18 protein-coding genes are annotated in these 17,099 nt (G+C 63.7%); 10 read left to right on the forward strand and 8 right to left on the reverse strand.

Annotated elements, in window-relative coordinates; translation table 11 throughout:
- Positions 1-6: 6 nt before the first annotated feature.
- Positions 7-480 carry a Cys-tRNA(Pro) deacylase gene (gene ybaK / locus ACU5AY_RS15490; protein WP_446826866.1) on the forward strand — a complete coding sequence of 158 codons (474 nt, stop codon included), beginning with the start codon at positions 7-9 and terminating at the stop codon, positions 478-480.
- A gap of 4 nt (positions 481-484) precedes the next feature.
- On the opposite strand, the gene ACU5AY_RS15495 is transcribed toward ybaK, so the two are convergent.
- The gene (locus tag ACU5AY_RS15495) at positions 485-670 is read right to left on the reverse strand and encodes a PLDc N-terminal domain-containing protein (RefSeq protein WP_446826867.1); all 186 of its coding nucleotides are present in this window, start codon (positions 668-670) and stop codon (positions 485-487) included.
- A 157-nt stretch (positions 671-827) separates the two neighbouring features.
- On the opposite strand from ACU5AY_RS15495, the gene ACU5AY_RS15500 reads away from it, so the two are divergent.
- On the forward strand, positions 828-2,081 hold the full coding sequence (locus ACU5AY_RS15500) for an aminopeptidase (protein WP_446826868.1): 1,254 nt from the start codon (positions 828-830) through the stop codon (positions 2,079-2,081).
- Complete coding sequence (locus tag ACU5AY_RS15505) at positions 2,072-2,224, forward strand: hypothetical protein (RefSeq protein WP_446826869.1); 153 nt, start codon at positions 2,072-2,074, stop codon at positions 2,222-2,224. The genes ACU5AY_RS15500 and ACU5AY_RS15505 overlap by 10 nt, the downstream gene beginning before the upstream one ends.
- Positions 2,225-2,248: 24 nt before the next feature.
- Here ACU5AY_RS15505 and xseA read toward each other — a convergent pair whose 3' ends face one another.
- Positions 2,249-3,721: an exodeoxyribonuclease VII large subunit gene (xseA, locus tag ACU5AY_RS15510; RefSeq protein ID WP_446826870.1), complete on the reverse strand. Its 1,473-nt coding sequence runs from the start codon at positions 3,719-3,721 to the stop codon at positions 2,249-2,251.
- Between the two features lie 69 nt (positions 3,722-3,790).
- The gene (locus ACU5AY_RS15515) at positions 3,791-5,617 is read right to left on the reverse strand and encodes a hypothetical protein (protein ID WP_446826871.1); all 1,827 of its coding nucleotides are present in this window, start codon (positions 5,615-5,617) and stop codon (positions 3,791-3,793) included.
- Between the two features lie 153 nt (positions 5,618-5,770).
- Here ACU5AY_RS15515 and ACU5AY_RS15520 point away from each other — a divergent pair, with 153 nt between their 5' ends.
- A complete protein-coding gene (locus tag ACU5AY_RS15520) occupies positions 5,771-6,817 on the forward strand; it encodes a glycosyltransferase (protein ID WP_446826872.1) in 1,047 nt (348 codons plus the stop codon).
- Positions 6,814-7,188: a GtrA family protein gene (locus tag ACU5AY_RS15525; RefSeq protein ID WP_446826873.1), complete on the forward strand. Its 375-nt coding sequence runs from the start codon at positions 6,814-6,816 to the stop codon at positions 7,186-7,188. Before ACU5AY_RS15520 ends, ACU5AY_RS15525 begins: the two co-directional genes overlap by 4 nt.
- 3 nt (positions 7,189-7,191) lie before the next feature.
- Here ACU5AY_RS15525 and ACU5AY_RS15530 read toward each other — a convergent pair whose 3' ends face one another.
- Together ACU5AY_RS15530 and ACU5AY_RS15535 are read right to left on the reverse strand one after the other, a co-directional pair.
- Complete coding sequence (locus tag ACU5AY_RS15530; RefSeq protein WP_446826874.1) at positions 7,192-7,794, reverse strand: nucleotidyltransferase family protein; 603 nt, start codon at positions 7,792-7,794, stop codon at positions 7,192-7,194.
- 50 nt (positions 7,795-7,844) lie between these two features.
- Positions 7,845-8,831: a Gfo/Idh/MocA family protein gene (locus tag ACU5AY_RS15535; RefSeq protein ID WP_446826875.1), complete on the reverse strand. Its 987-nt coding sequence runs from the start codon at positions 8,829-8,831 to the stop codon at positions 7,845-7,847.
- 130 nt (positions 8,832-8,961) lie between these two features.
- On the opposite strand from ACU5AY_RS15535, the gene ACU5AY_RS15540 reads away from it, so the two are divergent.
- From ACU5AY_RS15540 to ACU5AY_RS15550, 3 genes are all read left to right on the forward strand, one after another.
- Complete coding sequence (locus ACU5AY_RS15540) at positions 8,962-9,405, forward strand: N-acetyltransferase family protein (protein WP_446826876.1); 444 nt, start codon at positions 8,962-8,964, stop codon at positions 9,403-9,405.
- A 127-nt stretch (positions 9,406-9,532) separates the two neighbouring features.
- On the forward strand, positions 9,533-10,021 hold the full coding sequence (locus ACU5AY_RS15545) for a thermonuclease family protein (RefSeq protein WP_446826877.1): 489 nt from the start codon (positions 9,533-9,535) through the stop codon (positions 10,019-10,021).
- Between the two features lie 63 nt (positions 10,022-10,084).
- On the forward strand, positions 10,085-11,032 hold the full coding sequence (locus tag ACU5AY_RS15550) for an aldo/keto reductase (protein ID WP_446826878.1): 948 nt from the start codon (positions 10,085-10,087) through the stop codon (positions 11,030-11,032).
- Here the strand turns inward: ACU5AY_RS15550 and ACU5AY_RS15555 are convergent.
- The gene (locus tag ACU5AY_RS15555; RefSeq protein ID WP_446826879.1) at positions 11,029-12,027 is read right to left on the reverse strand and encodes a transporter; all 999 of its coding nucleotides are present in this window, start codon (positions 12,025-12,027) and stop codon (positions 11,029-11,031) included. The two genes, ACU5AY_RS15550 and ACU5AY_RS15555, sit on opposite strands and share 4 nt — an antisense overlap.
- A 107-nt stretch (positions 12,028-12,134) precedes the next feature.
- Complete coding sequence (locus tag ACU5AY_RS15560) at positions 12,135-13,025, reverse strand: LysR family transcriptional regulator (RefSeq protein WP_446826880.1); 891 nt, start codon at positions 13,023-13,025, stop codon at positions 12,135-12,137.
- A 109-nt stretch (positions 13,026-13,134) separates the two neighbouring features.
- Here ACU5AY_RS15560 and ACU5AY_RS15565 point away from each other — a divergent pair, with 109 nt between their 5' ends.
- Both ACU5AY_RS15565 and ACU5AY_RS15570 read left to right on the forward strand, forming a co-directional pair.
- Positions 13,135-14,133, forward strand: coding sequence for an aldo/keto reductase (locus tag ACU5AY_RS15565; RefSeq protein ID WP_446826881.1), 999 nt, complete (start codon positions 13,135-13,137; stop codon positions 14,131-14,133).
- Positions 14,134-14,216: 83 nt separating this feature from the next.
- Entirely contained in the window at positions 14,217-14,576 is a 360-nt protein-coding gene (locus ACU5AY_RS15570) for a nuclear transport factor 2 family protein (RefSeq protein WP_446826882.1), read from the forward strand.
- Between the two features lie 52 nt (positions 14,577-14,628).
- On the opposite strand, the gene pheT is transcribed toward ACU5AY_RS15570, so the two are convergent.
- Positions 14,629-17,058 carry a phenylalanine--tRNA ligase subunit beta gene (pheT, locus tag ACU5AY_RS15575; RefSeq protein ID WP_446826883.1) on the reverse strand — a complete coding sequence of 810 codons (2,430 nt, stop codon included), beginning with the start codon at positions 17,056-17,058 and terminating at the stop codon, positions 14,629-14,631.
- Positions 17,059-17,099: the final 41 nt, after the last annotated feature.

The following is a 17,099-nucleotide window of genomic DNA, read 5'->3' on the forward strand; positions in this document are numbered from 1 at the left end:
AAAGACATGTCGAAGACGACGCGCGCGACGCAATTTCTGGAGAAGGCCAAGGTTGCCTTCACCGTCCACACCTATGACTACGATCCGAATGTGGCCCGGATCGGCGAAGCGGCTGCCGAAGCGATGGGCGAACATCCCTCGAAGGTGTTGAAGACGTTGATGGCGGAAGCCGATGGCAAGCCGGTCTGCATGGTCGTTCCCTCGGACAGCGAAGTCAGCATGAAAAAGCTGGCGGCGGCCTTCGGGGCGAAGTCGGCGGCGATGATGAAGCCCGCGGAGGCCGAACGCCTGACGGGCTATCATGTCGGCGGGATCAGCCCGTTCGGACAGAAAAAGCGCGTGCCGACCGCGATCGAGGAGACCGCATTGGAACACGCGCTTGTCTACATGAACGGCGGGCAGCGCGGATTGCAGGTGCGCCTGTCCCCCAAGGATGCACAAGCGGCCCTCGGAGCGAAGGCCGCCGCATTGATTGCCTGATGCGTCAGATGCGGGCGCGACGGCCGCCCGGACCGGCGAGCAGCCAGACGATGAAACCGAGCAGCGGGAAGATCACGATTCCGAGAATCCAGAGCAGCTTTTCGACGCCGGAAGCGCCGCTGCCGAGGACCTTGATGACTGCGTAGATGTCGGCGATGAGGATCAGCAGCCCGATAATACCATATTCCATGATCGTTCCTTTCGAATGAGCGTCACATTGCAAACGCGCGGCGGACGGAAAAGTTTCGGGGACGCGGCGTCAAACTGGTCTCGACGTCTTCATTTGGATGCAGAAGCACCCTAAATTCCGAACCATTCGTTCAAAGACCACCAGGAAGGCCCTTCCCATGACCGCAATGCCCGACGCCCGCACCGCCATCGATCCCGCAAAACTCGACAAGCTGGCCGAGGTGGCCATCAAGGTCGGCCTGCGGCTGCAGCGCGGGCAGGATCTCGTGGTCACGGCGCCGGTCAACGCGCTGCCGCTCGCGCGGCTGATCACCAAGCATGCCTACAAGGCTGGCGCCGGGCTGGTGTCGACCTTCTTCGCCGACGAGGAGATGACGCTCGCCCGCTATGCGCATGCCCCGGACGAGAGCTTCGACAAGGCCGCCGACTGGCTCTACGAGGGCATGGCCAAGGCCTATGCCGGCAACACGGCGCGGCTCGCCATTTCCGGCGACAATCCGATGATGCTGTCTGAACAGGACCCGGCCAAGGTGGCGCGCGCCAACCGGGCGATGTCAATCGCCTACAAGCCGGCGCTGGAGCATATCTCGAACTTCGACATCAACTGGAACATCGTTTCCTATCCGAACCCCTCGTGGGCCAAGCAGATGTTTCCCGAGCTTTCCGAGGAAGAGGCCGTCAAGAAGCTCGCCGACGCCATCTTCGCCGCTTCGCGGGTCGATGTCGCCGATCCGATCGCCGCCTGGACCACGCATAACGGCGAACTTGCCAAGCGTTCGGCCTGGCTGAACGGCCATCGCTTCTCGGCCCTGCACTACAGCGGCCCCGGCACCGACCTGACACTTGGCCTTGCCGACGGCCATGAATGGTTCGGCGGCGAGTCGACCGCCAAGAACGGCATCACCTGCAATCCGAACATCCCGACGGAGGAAGTGTTCACGACGCCGCATGCCATGCGCGTCGAAGGCACCGTTTCCTCCACCAAGCCGCTGTCGCACCAGGGAACGCTGATCGACAACATCCAGGTCCGGTTCGAAAAGGGCCGCATCGTCGAGGCGAAGGCTTCGAAGGGCGAAGCGGTGCTGCAGAAGGTACTCGACACCGATGAAGGCGCGCGCCGGCTCGGCGAAGTCGCCCTCGTGCCGCATTCCTCGCCGATCTCGCAAAGCGGCCTCCTGTTCTACAACACGCTGTTCGACGAGAATGCCGCAAGCCATATCGCGCTTGGCCAGTGCTACTCGAAATGCTTCATCGACGGCGCCAAGCTCTCGAAGGAGCAGATCGCCGCGCAGGGCGGCAACTCCTCCCTTATCCACATCGACTGGATGATCGGCTCCGACAAGGTGGATGTCGACGGCATCAAGCCGGACGGCTCCAAGGTGCCCGTGATGCGCGGCGGCGAATGGGCCTGACGGACAAGGGCTTTTCGCTGATCGACGAGGCCGTCGGCGCGCATGTGAAGAACCAGCCCCGGCTCGCGGCCCTCTTGAACGCGGAGGATATTGCCGCACTGGACGATGTCCTGCGGCCGTATCTGGCAGGCTTCGAGGGCTGACCGGCAGGACGGCCCGATGATCCCCTAGAACAGGCTGCCCTGTTTCGGCGGATCGGTCTTGGCCGGCTTTGCCGCAGCTTTCCTCGGCGCGGCCTTGGGCTTCGATGGCGAAGCGTCCGGGCCGCCGCCCTGCCCGGCGATCGCGTCTACGCGGCCATCGGCGAATTCGACTTGGAACGCCTGCCCCTCGGAGAGCATGGCCGCCCGCGGCAAAGGCCGGTCCTCGGCATCGCGGATGACGGCGTAGCCCCGCGCCAGCACGTTCTTGTAGGACAGGGAATTCAGGATGCGGCCATGCGCGGCGAGCGCATCCTTGCGCCGTGCAATACGAACGTCGATCGCGCCGTCAGCACGGGCGGAAAGCGCCTGCACCCGGTCGCGCGACCGTTCCATATGACCGAGCAGCCGCACCGGCAGCGTGGCGAGGCCGGAAGCGGCCCGCTCGTAAGTCCGGCGCTTGTTGATCGTGCTCATCTCCAGCCCCCGGCCCAAGCGCGCGGCAGCCTCGTCGAAGCGCCGGCGCGGGAGCGCCAGCAGCTGGTCCAGCGACGGCAGAGCGCGCACCAGCGCCCGCAGCGCCTGGCCGCGATTGTCCATCTGGCGGGAGACTGCTCCTTGCAGGCGGGCCGTCAGGCTGGCGACTTCCGCCTCGAGATCCGCCTTGACCGGAACGGCAATTTCGGCGGCACCGGTCGGGGTCGGGGCGCGGATGTCGGCAGCATGATCGATCAGCGTCCAGTCGGTCTCATGGCCGACGGCGGATATCAGCGGGATGGTGCTTTCGGCTGCGGCACGTACGACGATCTCGTCGTTGAAGCTCCAAAGGTCCTCGAGGCTGCCGCCGCCCCGGGCGACGATCAGCACATCCGGCCTTGCGATCGGCCCGCCAGGCTTCAACGCGTTGAAGCCGCGAATGCCGTTGGCCACTTCCTCGCCGGATCCCTCGCCCTGGACCTTGACCGGCCAGACGACGACGTGAACCGGAAAGCGGTCCGAGATGCGGTGCAGGATATCGCGGATGACCGCGCCGGTCGGCGAGGTGACGACGCCGATCACCCGCGGAAGGTAGGGAAGCGGCTTCTTGCGCTCCTGGTCGAACAGTCCTTCGGCGGCAAGCTTGCGGCGGCGCTCATCCAGAAGCGCCATCAGCGCGCCGGCACCGGCCGGTTCCAGGGTCTCGATAATGATCTGGTATTTCGACGAACCGGGGAAGGTGGAGACCTTGCCGGTGGCAATCACCTCCATGCCTTCCTCCGGCTTGAAGCGAAGCCGTGTGAAATTGCCGCGCCAGATGACCGCGTCGATGCGGGCCTTGTCGTCCTTCAGGGTGAAATAGGCATGACCGGAGGAGTGCGGCCCGCGATAGCCGGAAATCTCGCCGCGCACACGCACCTGATCGAAGGCCGTCTCGATCGTGCGCTTGATCGAGCCCGACAGTTCGGAAACGGAATATTCGGCCAGGTTGGAGGGCGAATCGGTATCGAAGATATTGCTCATGGCGCCATCATGCCGAAGGCATGCGGTCGTGAACAGACCCGACAGGGCGGCGACTGGCAGCCGAAAGCGCTAAGAGCCCGGCACCACTTCAAATATGCGGATACCCGATTTCGGATCCACCGGAAGCGCCTTGAGATAGCCCGGTACCTCGCCCTTCTGCAACTCGGCATAGAGCCCGCCGGGCTCAAGCGTCATCAGATGCTCCGTCTGCGGGTCGGTGTCGCAGAAGGCGATGTAACTGACATCGGCGTCCCGCAGCAGGGCCTCGGCCTCCTTCGGCTGCGCCATGCCAATGTGCAGTTCGGCCAGCATGCCACCGACATTGCGATGATACGGAGCGGAGAGAACGCGGTGATCGGTAAAGCGCAGGATCGGCGCGCCGACATTCGACGCACTCGCCACCGTGCCAGCGGGAAGCATCGCCAGTTGCTGCATATCGTCACCCGTGCGGCAGGTGAGGCCGGCACCATCCTTGCCCTCGGTCTTGGTGTCAACGCCCCGAACCTTGCTGTAGACCGGTTCGATGAGACCCCAGGTCGACACGGCGGAGAGCAGGACCGTCGCGACGAAGACCATGCCGAGGCCGAGATTCTGCGGCTCCCGCCTGGATTTCGCATGCAGTTCGCCGGCGAGCACCGCCAACGGCAGCAAGGCGAGGAAATTGGCAAAGAACATCGAGCGCAGCTGAATGCAGCCGATGACCAGATTGACCGATATAAGTGCCAGCATCACCAGGTGCATCGCGACCCGATCGCGAAGATAGAGACGCGTAAGGCAGACCGCGACGGCAAAGACCGGAACGGCAAAATAGAGCCCGATGCTCTCTGGCTTGAAACGTGACTGGGAGACGATGGACTGCGCCTCGGTCACGGAGTTCAGCCAGAGCTTGACGAGCATCGGATCGAGGTCGGCAAGCGGATTGTGCAGGCATTGCGGCGCGATCAACAAGGCTGACGCCGCGACGGCCGCCCCGATGCCGGCGAGAGCTGCGAGGCGGACGGCAAAGCGCGCTTCGCTGGCCAGACGGGCGGCGAGAAACAGGGAGGCACCACCGATCGACGCCAGGGCAAAAAAGCCGAGCGAGAGATTATCGCAGGTCACAACGGAATAGCGCGCCGGCGGGACAGTCAGGAAAAATGCGGCGGTGACCGTGACCAACAGGGATAGCCCGAAGGCTTCGGCAGCTCTCGCCATGTTGCGCTGGCCGTCCCAGAGCCATTGCAACGCAACCATGGCGCAGACGGCCGCGATGAACGGCGTTGTTTCCGCGCCGATGGCGATCGCGATCCCGGCGCACACGCCCGCCACGGCGTAGCTCATTGCCCGTTTTCCGGGATCGAGAAGCATGGCGGCGATCAGCCCGACCAGCACCAGCTGGGCATTGTGATGATCGATGGCGCCCGGCCGGAAGCGGCCAAACAGCGGAGTTTGGAAAATGTTGAGGAGAAGGGCCGCATGCAGGGCACGCATGCCACCGGCACGCAGAGCGGCGAGCCCCAGAACGAACTGCAGCGCAACTGCCAGCAACAGCGGCCAGGCGGCGACGCCGGCGATCTCCGCCTTCTCCGAAGACAGGAAAAGCGAGAAAAAGGAAATGAGCGCGGCAATCGGCAGATCGATGAAGCGCGACCAGTGCATGAGCGTGCCGCCGTCGAGGCCGAGCCTGTACTGCATCATATCGAACCAGCCCTGGCCGTTCAAAAGGTCGCGCACCTCTACCAGGCGCAGGGCATCGTCGTTGTCAGGGCCGAGATAATCGGTCGCCCTGAACCAGGTCAACGCTATGAGGACAGCAACAAGCGCCAGGGCATAAACCAGGCAGACCGGTCCGTAGCTGTTGCGGAAGAAGGCTTTCGACCGTGAGGCAGATCGGTGATGTTCGGCAGTTTCAGACATCCCGACCAAATCCGTCATCTTTCCGGACCTTCCGCTTGTTCTTGAGACGTCCGAAACCTAGCCTTAACCTTCTCAAGAAATAGTAAAACGGATGATCATACCTGCGGATGCGCTTCACGCGCGTTGAGCGCCAACCCCGATCGAGCGGACATCATGGGTCAACCCGACAGCATCGCTTACAGCATCGCAGTCCTCTTGCCGTGCTACAATGAGGGAACGACGATCGCCAACGTCGTCAGCGGCTTCAAGACCTCCCTGCCGGGCGCGGACATCTATGTCTATGACAACAACTCCACAGACGACACGGCGCGCAAGGCAAAGCAGGCTGGCGCCGAAGTCGTGCGTGAGCGCCGCCAGGGCAAGGGCCACGTCGTTCGGCGCATGTTTTCCGATATCGATGCCGACATCTTCATCATGGCGGACGGCGACGGAACATACGCTCCGGAGGACGCCGAGGAACTGGTCCGCACGCTGATCACCGAGCGCGTCGACATGGTCGTCGGCACGCGCCGCGGCGTGCATGACGATGCCGGGCGGCAAGGGCATGCCTTCGGCAACCGCATTTTCAACGTCCTTTACCGCACGATCTTCGGCACGGATTTCACCGACATCTTTTCCGGATACCGCGCCTTCTCCCGACGTTTCGCCAAGAGCTTCCCCGCAGTGTCGGACGGCTTCGAGATCGAGACCGAGATGTCGGTTCATGCCTCGCGCCTGAAGATGCCGGTTTGCGAACTGGAGCTCGATTATGGACGCCGGCCCGAGGGCTCGCATTCGAAGCTCTCCACCTTCAAGGACGGCGGCAAGATCCTCTGGATGTTCGCCATGCTGATGAAGGAAACCCGGCCCTTCGTCTTCTTCAGCATCATCAGCGCCTTCTTCATGGCGGCGAGCCTCATCTTCATGACGCCGGTGCTCCTGGAGTATTTCGAGACCGGCCTCGTCGACCGCCTGCCGACCTGGGTCCTGTCGATGGCCCTGATGATGATCTCCTTCATGGTCTTTACCGCCGGGCTCATTCTCGATTCGGTGGCGCGGTCCCGAGCGGAGCAATTGCGCATTCACTATATGAGGCTGCCTGCCCTGTCGGCGCATGCCAGCCGGAAGTCCGGCCAGAGCATGATCTCGGTGCCAGGCGAGCCGGGCGAGACGACGGCGCCGGCGCCCTCCACGAGTCGGCGCAAGGCAAACGCGGCATGAAACGCCTGATCTGGTTCGCTGTCGCAGGCGGCAGCGGCTTTGTCACGGACGCCGGCGTGCTTGCGCTGCTGTTGCACGTGAGCCCGCTCGATCCGTTCTCAGCCCGACTGATCGCCATCGCCGTCGCCATGTGCGTCACCTGGCTCCTGAACCGTACGTTCACATTCGGAAAGTCAGGACGCCATGTATTGTCTGAAGGCGCGCGCTACGGCGGCGTCGGCGTGACATCCGCCATCCTCAACTATGCGATCTACTCAGCGGTCCTGCTCGCCTTCCCGGCAGTCCCGCCACTCGCCGCGCTCGTCATCGCATCGGCTGCCGCGATGGCGTTCAGCTACTTCGGCTATTCGCGCTTCGTCTTTCGGCGGTAACCCTCACCACGGTTCGACAGTCAGTTCCGGCCAGAGCGACAGGGCTCTCTCCGCCTTGCGTTCATGGGTCTCGCGGTTCTCGTAGTAACGGTTGGGCCGGATGCGGAAGGAGAACAGATCGTCGAGACCGTAAGGCGCCATGATCTGAAGATCGCCGGTTTCGTCCAGGCGGGCGCCGACGCAGTAGGCGACCGACGAGAAGCGGGACACGGCATCGTGGCAGTCCGCAATCGGTTCGATGTCAAACCCGAAATGCCGGCCGAACCACAGATGGACCCGCGCCTGGTTGCGGACCTCCGCAGGTACCGCCATGCCGGAGAACACCTCTGCCGCGCACCGGATGACACGATCCTCCGCCTCGTAGGTGAGGTCGTGATCGTCGAAATAGAAGATATCGACATCCTTGATGCCGCGAAGCGATGGACGGTCTGTCAGGCGGTTCCACGCCATATTGTAGAGCGCACCGGCAACGATCCAGCTGTCGTTGAGGCGCATGCCGTCCAGCCGGTGCAAGGCTTCAACGAGCCAATCCTCCGACAGGATGATGTCCTTCAGCGCGTCAATCTGTTCTTCCGGCGAGGCCCCGGCGAAACGAAGATGGTTCATGCCGTCGAGAACAGCATGATTCCCATCGCCGAGGCAAAGCCGGATGGCGCTCAGACGGCTTCCCAGCCGTCCTTCTCGCTGGCGCGGTAGATGGCGTCGATGAAGAGCTGGCTCTTCTTCGAGCTTTCAAGCGTGACGACCTCGGCGTCCTCGCCTGCAGCCGCGCGGGCGAAGGCTTCCGCTTCCAGGCGGTACTGGCGGGCGTCCTGATAGCGGAACAGGCGCGATTCGCCATGGCTCTGGTTGGTCACCTCGATCTCTTCGGCGCCGTAACGGTCGGCGTTGAAGGGAGACTTGACCTCGATGAAGCCTTCCGTGCCGTGGAAGGCCATGACCTGGCGGGCGGCAAGCTGGGTGGAAATGTAGAAGCTCAGTTCGAACGAGCCGAAATCGGCCCGGACGGAAGAGTAGATGTCGGTGCCGAATTCAGGATCGCGCTCGGTCGTCGCCTGCACGCGCAGCGGCTCCATGCCGGTCGAGAAGCGCGTGGTGATCGTCGGATAGACGCCGATGTCGGGCAGACCACCGCCACCGAGCGCCGGAATGTTGCGCATGTTGCCGGGGTCGCGGTTGAAATAGGTGAAGGCGCCCTGGACATGGCGCAGCTTGCCGATCGCGCCTTCCGACAGCAGCGAGCGGACCTTCCGCCAGACCGGCGAATAGGTGACCATGTAGGCCTCCGAGATCAGCACCTTGTTGCGGTCGCGCGCGGCGATGACGTCGTCGATCTCGTCGGCCTTCAGCGCAATCGGCTTTTCGCAAAGGACGTGCTTGCCCGCGTCGGCGGCCTTGATCGACCATTCGATGTGCTGCGAGGTCGGCAGCGGAATATAGACGGCGTCGATGACGTCGGACGCCAGCATTTCCTCATAGGAGCCGAAGGCATGCGGGACGGAGAAGCGGTCGGCCATCGCGCGGGCCTTCGACAGATCGCGGCTGGCAATGGCCGTCACCACACAGTTTTCGGCGTCCTGAATGGCCGGAACGACCAGTTCACGACCGATCTTGGCCGTCGAGAGAATTCCGAAACGCAGCATGCCGTCCTCCTATGTCCCTGATTTGCGGCCAACTTAGTTTCGGCCTCCCGCAAAGGCAATGGCGCTGACCGTGAATTGACATGCTTGGCCTCCGCGCCTACCGATTGCGAACAAACGGAGTGTGACACGAATGAGCATAACGATCCGGGACGTGGACGCTGCGGACAAAGAGGCATGGCGTGCGCTGTGGGACGCCTATCTGGCCTTCTACAGGACGGATCTGAGCGAAGAGGTCACCGCCTCGACATGGTCGCGCATTCTCGATCCCGATTCACGGCTTTCCATCAGAGTCGCCGAGGTGGACGGCGGGCTGGCCGGCTTCGCCATCCATCATTTCCACGATTCGACCTGGAGCATTGCACCCGATTGCTATCTGGAAGATCTCTTCGTCGAGGAAAGCTTTCGCGGCCAGAGAATCGGGCGAGCGCTGATCAAGGATTTGATCGCCCTCTGCCGGGAACGCGGCTGGTCGCGGCTCTACTGGCACACCGAGACCGACAATGCCGCCGCCCGGCGGCTCTATGACACCTTCGCGGGCGCCGACGATTACGTGCGCTATCGTATCAAGGTGTGACTTCGTCTAATCGATGGTAACCGTCGCGTAAGGTCTCGCCGCCTAGCCTGCCCGCATGGGCAAGCTGATTCCACTGCGACTTCGATCACATCACCGAGCGCGGCCTTCTTCGAGATGGTCCGGCCGTTTGGCGAAGCTTGTGTCGACGCTCATCGGCGTCGGCATCGGCGCGGTCAGTTCGCTGGTCTTCCTGCATCCGGATACGGCATCGGCCATTGCCAGCCGGTTCCTGCCCGAGGCCCGACAGAGCGCGCCCGTGCCGGCCAAGAGGCCCTATCGCCTCTGCGGGCATGGAAAGCATACGGACTGCGTCATCGACGGCGACACATTCTATTTCGGCGGCGAGAAGATCCGCATCGCCGATATCGACGCCCCGGAAACCCATCCGTCGCGTTGCCAACGGGAACAGGAGCTCGGCGATCGCGCCACCGAACGGCTGTCGCAACTGCTGGCCGCCAACGATTTCGAACTCCGCCCACTCGGAAGCCGCGATCGGGACCGTTACGGCCGCAAGCTGCGCGTGGTGATGATCGACGGGAAGTCGGCGGGCGAACTCATGGTCGAGGAAGGACTGGCGCGCAAATGGACCGGCAAGCGCCGGCCCTGGTGCGGTTGATCGGCGGTGGCCGCGCCCTACACTCTTCTCCACCCGCACCCTATTCGAGACAGGATCCCACCCATGCAATATCGCGACCTCGGCCGGACCGGCATCCGGATTTCACCTATCGTCTGCGGCGGCAACGTGTTCGGCTGGACGGCCGACGAGCAGACCTCGTTTTCCCTGCTGGACGCTTGGCTGGATGCCGGACTCAACGCCATCGACACCGCAGACGTCTATTCCGCATGGGTGGAAGGGCATAGCGGCGGCGAGTCCGAGGAAATCATCGGACGGTGGATGAAGGCGCACAAGGTGGCGCGGGATAAGGCCGTCATCATCACCAAGGTCGGCCATCCCATGTGGGGCGACCAGAAGCGGCTCAAGGAAAAATGGATCCTGCAGGCGGCTGACGATTCACTGCGGCGTCTGCAAACCGACTACATCGACGTCTATCTGGCGCATTTTCCGGACCCGGATACGCCTTACGAGGAAACGCTTGGCGCCATGGCGAAGCTCAAGGAACAGGGCAAGGTCCGCTCGATCGGCGCCTCCAACCTCGACGCCGCTCAGCTCTCGCAGTCGCTTGCTGCCGCGAGCAAGGCCGGTCTGCCGCGCTATGACGTATTGCAGCCGGAGTACAATCTGCACAATCGCAGCCTGTTCGAAGGACCCCTTGCGGACCTTTGCGTAAAGGAAGAGATCGGCGTCATCAGCTTCTATGCGCTGGCGGCCGGTTTCCTCACCGGCAAATACCGTTCGAAGGCGGATACGGAAGGCAAGAGCCGTGGCGGCAGCGCCGCCCGCTATCTCGACGAGCGCGGCCTCGCCATCCTCGGCGCACTCGACCGGGTGGCCGAAGAGACCGGAGCCAAGCCGGCGGAAATCGCGATCGCTTGGCTTTTGCGTAAGCGTGGCCTTACTGCGCCGATTGCCAGCGCCACCAGCAAGGCGCAGCTCGACAGCCTTGTGAAGGCGGCGTCCCTGCAGCTGACGGACGAGCAGATGCGCGCGCTGGACGAAGCCGGCTAGAGAATTCCGGCCCGGCGCAGCAGCCACCAGGCGGCGACGGTGGAGGCGATGATCAGGCCGAAGGCCCACATCGTGCCGCTCGACCCGTCGTGGGAAAACGGCAGGCCCGGCGTATTCATGCCGAAGAAGCCGGTGACGAGCGTCGGCGGCAAAAGGAAAGCCGTCATCACCGACAGGATGTAGAGGTGGCGGTTGGTCTCGGCGGAGAGGCGGGAATCCGCCTCTTCGTGCAGCAGGCGGGCGCGGTCCTGCAAGGCGGAGACCTCATGGTCGGCGGCTTCCAGCCGGCTGATCAGGCGGGCCGCAGCCTCGTCAAAGCCTTCCGGCATTTCCTCCTCGTCCCAGGCCGCGGCATGGCGCATGGCGGTCAGCATCGTGCGCAGATAGCGATGGAGACGGACGATCGAGCGACGCAGCGGCTGCAGCGGCACCTGCCCTTCCCGCGGCTTGTGGCCGTAGACGGCGTCCTCGATCTCGTTCAGCTCCTCGGTGAATTCCAGCACCAGCTGGAACATGGTGCGCTGGACCTCGGCGACGAGCTGCTCGAAGACGTCGATCGGAAGGGCGAATTTGGACGGGCTTTTCTCGATGGCCGCGCGCACTCGGTCGAGGCTGCGCAGCGGGTGAACGCGCGTTGTGACGATCAGCCGACCGCAAATGGCGAAATGCAGCCGGCCGAGATCGCGGGTGTGCCGATCGAACTCGCGTTGGTAGTCGATCAGCGTTCCGTAGAGCGAGCCTTCGTCGACGTTGACCGCCGGATGGCTGTCGCGTGCGGTCAGCGCGACCAGCGCCGGTTCGGTCAGATCCGAGAGAGTAGCGAGATAGTCCGTGACGCGCACATCCGCAAGGTTGAGATGCAACCAGACGAAGCCCTCCGACGCTGCCAGCGCCGCCGGCAGTGTTTCCTCCTTCAGCATGGCCGGCTTCTCCGCGCCGGGAAGCATGCCGCAGGCCCAGATCAGACCGGGAATTTCGGTTTCGACGATCTGCATCAAATACTCACAATGCTGGCATTTCGGTTCGCCCTAGACATTCCGCAACCGGGCCGAATGTGCAAGGCCCGTCGGGCAGAAAAGACCTGCCGCAATCGGCCGCAGCGTCAGCCGGAGTGGCGGAAGAAGTCGATGAAGGCGCGCAGCGCGGGCCGCATCTGCCGGCGGGTGGGATAATAGATGTGGAAGCCGTCGAAGGGCGGGCTCCAATCCTCCAGCACCGCGATCAGCCGGCCTTCGGCGAGATCCTCCTCGATGCGGCGGTCGAACACATAGGCGAGACCGGCGCCGTCGAGCGCGGCGGAACGCATCAGCCGTTGGTCGGACAGGATGACCGGACCGCGCACGTCCACTTCAAGCGCCTTGCCGTCCTTTTCGAATTCCCATCGGTAGATGCAGCCGCTGGAGAACCGCCTGCGGATGCAGCGATGGTCGATCAGGTCGCCGGGGTGCACCGGCTTCGGATGTTTCGCGAAATAGTCAGGTGACCCCACTACAATGCCGCGCCACGGACCGCTTGCCTTGACGGCGATCATGTCGGCCTCGAGATGCTCGCCGAGCCGAAGACCGGCGTCGAAACCGTTCTCGACGATATCCTCGAACCGGTCATTGGTGCGGATGTCCAGCTCGATATCCGGATAGCGCGCGACGAATTCGCCGAGCTTCGGCACGACCAGATCCTCCGCCGCGAGAAGCGGCATGGTGATGCGCAGCGGTCCCGCCGGCCGGTTGCCGCTGTCGGTGACGGCGGAAAGGCCCGCGTCGATTTCCGCGAAGGCAGGCACGACGGTCGCCAGCAGACGCTCCCCCTCCTCCGTCGGCCGGACGCTGCGGGTGGTGCGGGCCAGCAGCCGTATGCCGAGGCTCTCCTCGAGACTGCCGATGGCATGGCTGACCGCCGACGGCGCGATCTCGAGCTCGCGGGCGGCAGCGCGAAAGCTGCCGGCCCTAGCGACGGCGGCGAAGACGGCGAGCTGGGAGAGATGTGTCCGGTTCATTGTTCCATTATTTAGATCAACCTATTGCCAATTGCACGGATTATCAGCGCTGCATCATCGGCCTATAGTTCGCCCCATCCCAAGAACGCCCGAGACACAGGAGATTGTCATGAAAACCCGAACGCTTGGACAAGGCCTTTCCGTTTCCACCGTCGGCCTCGGCTGCATGGGCATGAGCCATGCCTATGGCGGCTATGACGAGGCCGAATCCGTCAAGACGCTGCACCGCGCCGTCGACATCGGTGTGACCTTCTTCGACACGGCAGAGGCCTATGGACCTTTCACCAATGAAGTCCTGGTCGGCAAGGCGCTGAAGCCTATGCGCGACAAGGTGGTGATCGCCACAAAGTTCGGCTTCAAGATCGATCCCGAACGCGCGGGCGCACAGGCGCTTGCTGGCACCGATGGTCGGCCGGAACATGCCCGGGAGGTGGCCGAAGCCTCGCTGAAGCGGCTCGACATGGACGTCATCGATCTCTTCTACCTGCACCGCATGGACCCGACCGTGCCGATCGAGGACACCGTTGGCGCGATGGCCGAGCTGGTGAAGGAAGGCAAGGTGCGCCACATCGGCCTGTCGGAGGTTTCCGCCGAGACGCTCGCCAAGGCGCATTCCGTCCATCCGATCACCGCCCTGCAGAGCGAATACTCGCTCTGGACCCGCGATGTGGAAAGCAACGGCGTACTGGATGCCTGCCGCAAGCTTGGCATCGGCTTCGTGCCCTTCAGCCCGCTCGGCCGCGGATTCCTGACCGGCAAGATGCGCTCGACCGAAGGGCTTGCGGCCAATGACTTCCGCCTGACCCTGCCGCGCTTCCAGAAGGAGAACATGGACGCCAATGCCCGGCTGGTCACCATCGTCGAGGAGATCGCTGCCGAGAAGCAGGCAACCGCCGCACAGGTGGCGCTTGCCTGGGTTCTGGCCCAGGGCGACATGATCGTTCCCATCCCCGGCGCCCGGCGGATCACGCATCTGGAACAGAACGCGGCTGCCGCCGACGTCAAGCTGGCTCAAGGCGACCTCGACCGGCTGGCCGACGCCTTTGCCCCCGACAATGTCGCCGGCAACCGCTATCCGGAGGCGATGTCGGCGATGGTCAATCGCTGAACGGCACGCCCGTACTCCGCTGAATGCCTTTCCGGTCCGAATGTGCTAGAATTCCGTTGCACATTCGGACCGGGAGGACCGCCATGAGTGACAGACAGGCCGTTGAAACCGTCGTTCATCTCTATGTGGAAGGCATGGCCTTCGGTAATGCGGGCGCGCTGAAGAAGGCGTTCCATCCGCAGGCCTCGATCATCGGAAATTATCAGGGCGTCGTGGAATGGCTGACGCGCGACGCCTTCATCGAGGCGGTGCTGGCGGAACAGCCCGCCGATCCGGCCAGCCAGCCCTTCATGGACATCCAGTCGATCGACGTGACCGGCGATACCGCAAGCGCCAGGGTGAGCGACGATTTCGCCGGCTTGCGCTTCACTGATCTCCTGTCCCTGCTGAAGATCGAAGGGCATTGGCAGATCGTCAGCAAGGTCTACTACATCCATCCATGAAAAACGGCCGGCGAAACGCCGGCCGTCTTCAGTTCGATCGATTGGTTCGCGATCAGGCGCGCAGCACGCCGCCGGTGGTCTTTTCGACATTGGCGACGATCTTGGCCGACAGCGCCTCGAAATCCTCATCCGTCAGCGTGCGCTCGGCCGGCTGGATCGCCACTTCGATCGCAATCGACTTCTTGCCTTCGCCGAGAGACGCGCCCTCGAAGATATCGAAGACGTTGACGCTGGTGATCAGCTTGCGGTCGGCACCGGTGGCGGCGCGCAGGATGGCGCCGGCTTCGACCGACTTGTCGACCACGAAGGCGAAGTCGCGCTTGACCGCCTGGAAGGGCGAAAGGTCGAGCGCCGGCTTGGTGCGGGTCGCCTTCTTCTTCGGTTCCGGCATCGCGTCGATATAGACTTCGAAGCCGCAAAGCGCGCCGGTGGCGTCCATCGCCTCGAGCGTCAGCGGGTGGAACTCGCCGAAATAGCCGAGCACGACCTTCGGGCCCATCTTGATGGTGCCGGAGCGGCCGGGGTGGAACCATTCCGGTCCGCCCTGCTCGATCTGGATGTTACCCATCGGCAGGCCGCAGGCTTCGAGCACGGCGAGCGCATCGGCCTTGGCGTCGAAGACGTCGACCGGCTTGCCGCCGCCCTTGGCCGCGTTCGACCACATGCGGCCGGACCCGGCAAGCGAAGCGGTGCCACGGCGGATGCCGCCGGCAACACGGCGCTGGCCATCGGGCGTGTCGGTCTCGTAGGTGCCGGACACTTCGAAGATCGCGACGTCGCCATAGCCCTTGTCGGCATTGCGCTGGGCAGCGGCAATGAGACCCGGCAGCAGCGACGGACGCATGTCCGACATGTCGGCGGCAATCGGGTTGGCAAGCTTCAGCTTCGCCGAACCACCACCGAAGAGCTTTGCCTGTTCTTCGGAGATGAACGACCAGGTAACGGCTTCCAGCATGCCGCGCGAAGCAAGCGCCCGCTTGGCCGTGCGGGTGCGGATCTGCAGCGTCGTCAGGATCTTGCTATTAACAGCACCGAAGCTTTCGAGCGGCGCGCCGGAGACCCGGTCGACACCGTGAATGCGCAGAACCTCTTCCACGAGATCAGCCTTGCCCTCGACGTCAGGACGCCAGGACGGAACCGTCACGTCGGCGCGGTCACCCTTCGACGTGACGCCGAAGCCGAGCGAGGTCAGGATCTTGGCGCTTTCCTCGGCATGCACATCGAGACCGGTCAGGCGCTTCACTTCCGCAAACGGGAAGTCGATGACCTTGCCCTTGTAGCCGTCATAGCCGACGATATCGAGTTTCGCCGGCGTGCCGCCGCACAGCTCGAGCACCAGTTCGGTGGCGCGCTCGATGCCCGGAACCATGTATTCCGGATCGACGCCGCGCTCGAAGCGGTAGCGGGCATCGGTGATGATGCCATGGGCGCGGCCGGACTTGGCGATGTTCATCGGGTCCCAGAGCGCCGATTCGATCAGCACGTCGACGGTATTCTCGTCGCAGCCGGAATGCTCGCCGCCCATGATGCCGCCGATCGACTCGATGCCGTTGTCATCGGCGATGACGACGTTGGCCGGGTTGAGCTCGTATTCACGCTCGTCGAGCGCCAGCACCTTCTCGCCGTCCTTCGCACGGCGGACCGTGAGGTTGCCGGCGACCTTGGCGGCGTCGAAGACGTGCAGCGGGCGGCCCTGGTCGAAGGTCATGTAATTGGTGACGTCGACCAGCGCGTTGATCGGACGAAGACCGATCGCCTTCAGCCGCTTCTGCATCCAGACAGGGCTCGGGCCGTTCTTGACGCCGCGCACCAGGCGCAACGCGAAGCCCGGGCAGAGATGCTTGTCTTCGGCGGAAAAATCGAGCTTCACCTTGACCGGCGTCTCGCCTTCGACGGCAAACGACGGCGCGGCGCGCGTCTTCAGCTTGCCGAGGCCGGAGGCGGCGAGATCACGGGCGATGCCGAAGACGCCGGTGCAGTCCGGCCGGTTCGGCGTCAGGTTGATCTCGATGACCGGATCGTCAAGGCCGGCATAGGCGGCGTAGGAGGTGCCGACCGGCGCATTGTCCGGCAGGTCGATGATGCCGTCGTGATTGTCGGAGATCATCAGCTCCTTTTCGGAGCACATCATGCCGTGGCTTTCGACACCGCGGATCTTGCCGACCGACAGGGTGACATCGATGCCCGGCACATAGTCGCCCGGCCGCGCCAGCGCGCCGACGAGGCCGGCGCGTGCATTCGGCGCCCCGCAGACGATCTGCACCGGCTTGCCGTCGCCGGCATCGACCGAGAGCACCTTCAGGCGGTCCGCTTCCGGATGCTTTTCCGCCGAGAGCACCTTGGCGATGACAAATGGCTTGAAGGCCGCCCGGTCGTCGACATCCTCGACCTCCAGCCCGATCATCGTCAGGCGGGCGCAGATCTCATCGAGCGTTGCTTCGGTTTCAAGGTGTTCCTTGAGCCAGGAGAGTGTGAATTTCATTGGTCGATCTTCCGTGTCATCGCGTTTGAAAGGCCGCTCGG

This window comes from Rhizobium sp. PAMB 3174, assembly GCF_052908375.1.

Coding starts and splice junctions, on each gene's coding strand:
- ACU5AY_RS15515 (WP_446826871.1), bottom strand. CDS start 5,617: ATGTCTGAAACTGCCGAACATCACCGATCTGCCTCACGGTCGAAAGCC.
- pheT (WP_446826883.1), bottom strand. CDS start 17,058: ATGAAATTCACACTCTCCTGGCTCAAGGAACACCTTGAAACCGAAGCA.
- ACU5AY_RS15525 (WP_446826873.1), top strand. CDS start 6,814: ATGAAACGCCTGATCTGGTTCGCTGTCGCAGGCGGCAGCGGCTTTGTC.
- ACU5AY_RS15500 (WP_446826868.1), top strand. CDS start 828: ATGACCGCAATGCCCGACGCCCGCACCGCCATCGATCCCGCAAAACTC.
- ACU5AY_RS15520 (WP_446826872.1), top strand. CDS start 5,771: ATGGGTCAACCCGACAGCATCGCTTACAGCATCGCAGTCCTCTTGCCG.
- ACU5AY_RS15505 (WP_446826869.1), top strand. CDS start 2,072: ATGGGCCTGACGGACAAGGGCTTTTCGCTGATCGACGAGGCCGTCGGC.
- ACU5AY_RS15540 (WP_446826876.1), top strand. CDS start 8,962: ATGAGCATAACGATCCGGGACGTGGACGCTGCGGACAAAGAGGCATGG.
- ACU5AY_RS15550 (WP_446826878.1), top strand. CDS start 10,085: ATGCAATATCGCGACCTCGGCCGGACCGGCATCCGGATTTCACCTATC.
- ACU5AY_RS15495 (WP_446826867.1), bottom strand. CDS start 670: ATGGAATATGGTATTATCGGGCTGCTGATCCTCATCGCCGACATCTAC.
- ACU5AY_RS15530 (WP_446826874.1), bottom strand. CDS start 7,794: ATGAACCATCTTCGTTTCGCCGGGGCCTCGCCGGAAGAACAGATTGAC.
- ACU5AY_RS15570 (WP_446826882.1), top strand. CDS start 14,217: ATGAGTGACAGACAGGCCGTTGAAACCGTCGTTCATCTCTATGTGGAA.
- ACU5AY_RS15555 (WP_446826879.1), bottom strand. CDS start 12,027: ATGCAGATCGTCGAAACCGAAATTCCCGGTCTGATCTGGGCCTGCGGC.
- ACU5AY_RS15560 (WP_446826880.1), bottom strand. CDS start 13,025: ATGAACCGGACACATCTCTCCCAGCTCGCCGTCTTCGCCGCCGTCGCT.
- ACU5AY_RS15565 (WP_446826881.1), top strand. CDS start 13,135: ATGAAAACCCGAACGCTTGGACAAGGCCTTTCCGTTTCCACCGTCGGC.
- xseA (WP_446826870.1), bottom strand. CDS start 3,721: ATGAGCAATATCTTCGATACCGATTCGCCCTCCAACCTGGCCGAATAT.
- ybaK (WP_446826866.1), top strand. CDS start 7: ATGTCGAAGACGACGCGCGCGACGCAATTTCTGGAGAAGGCCAAGGTT.
- ACU5AY_RS15535 (WP_446826875.1), bottom strand. CDS start 8,831: ATGCTGCGTTTCGGAATTCTCTCGACGGCCAAGATCGGTCGTGAACTG.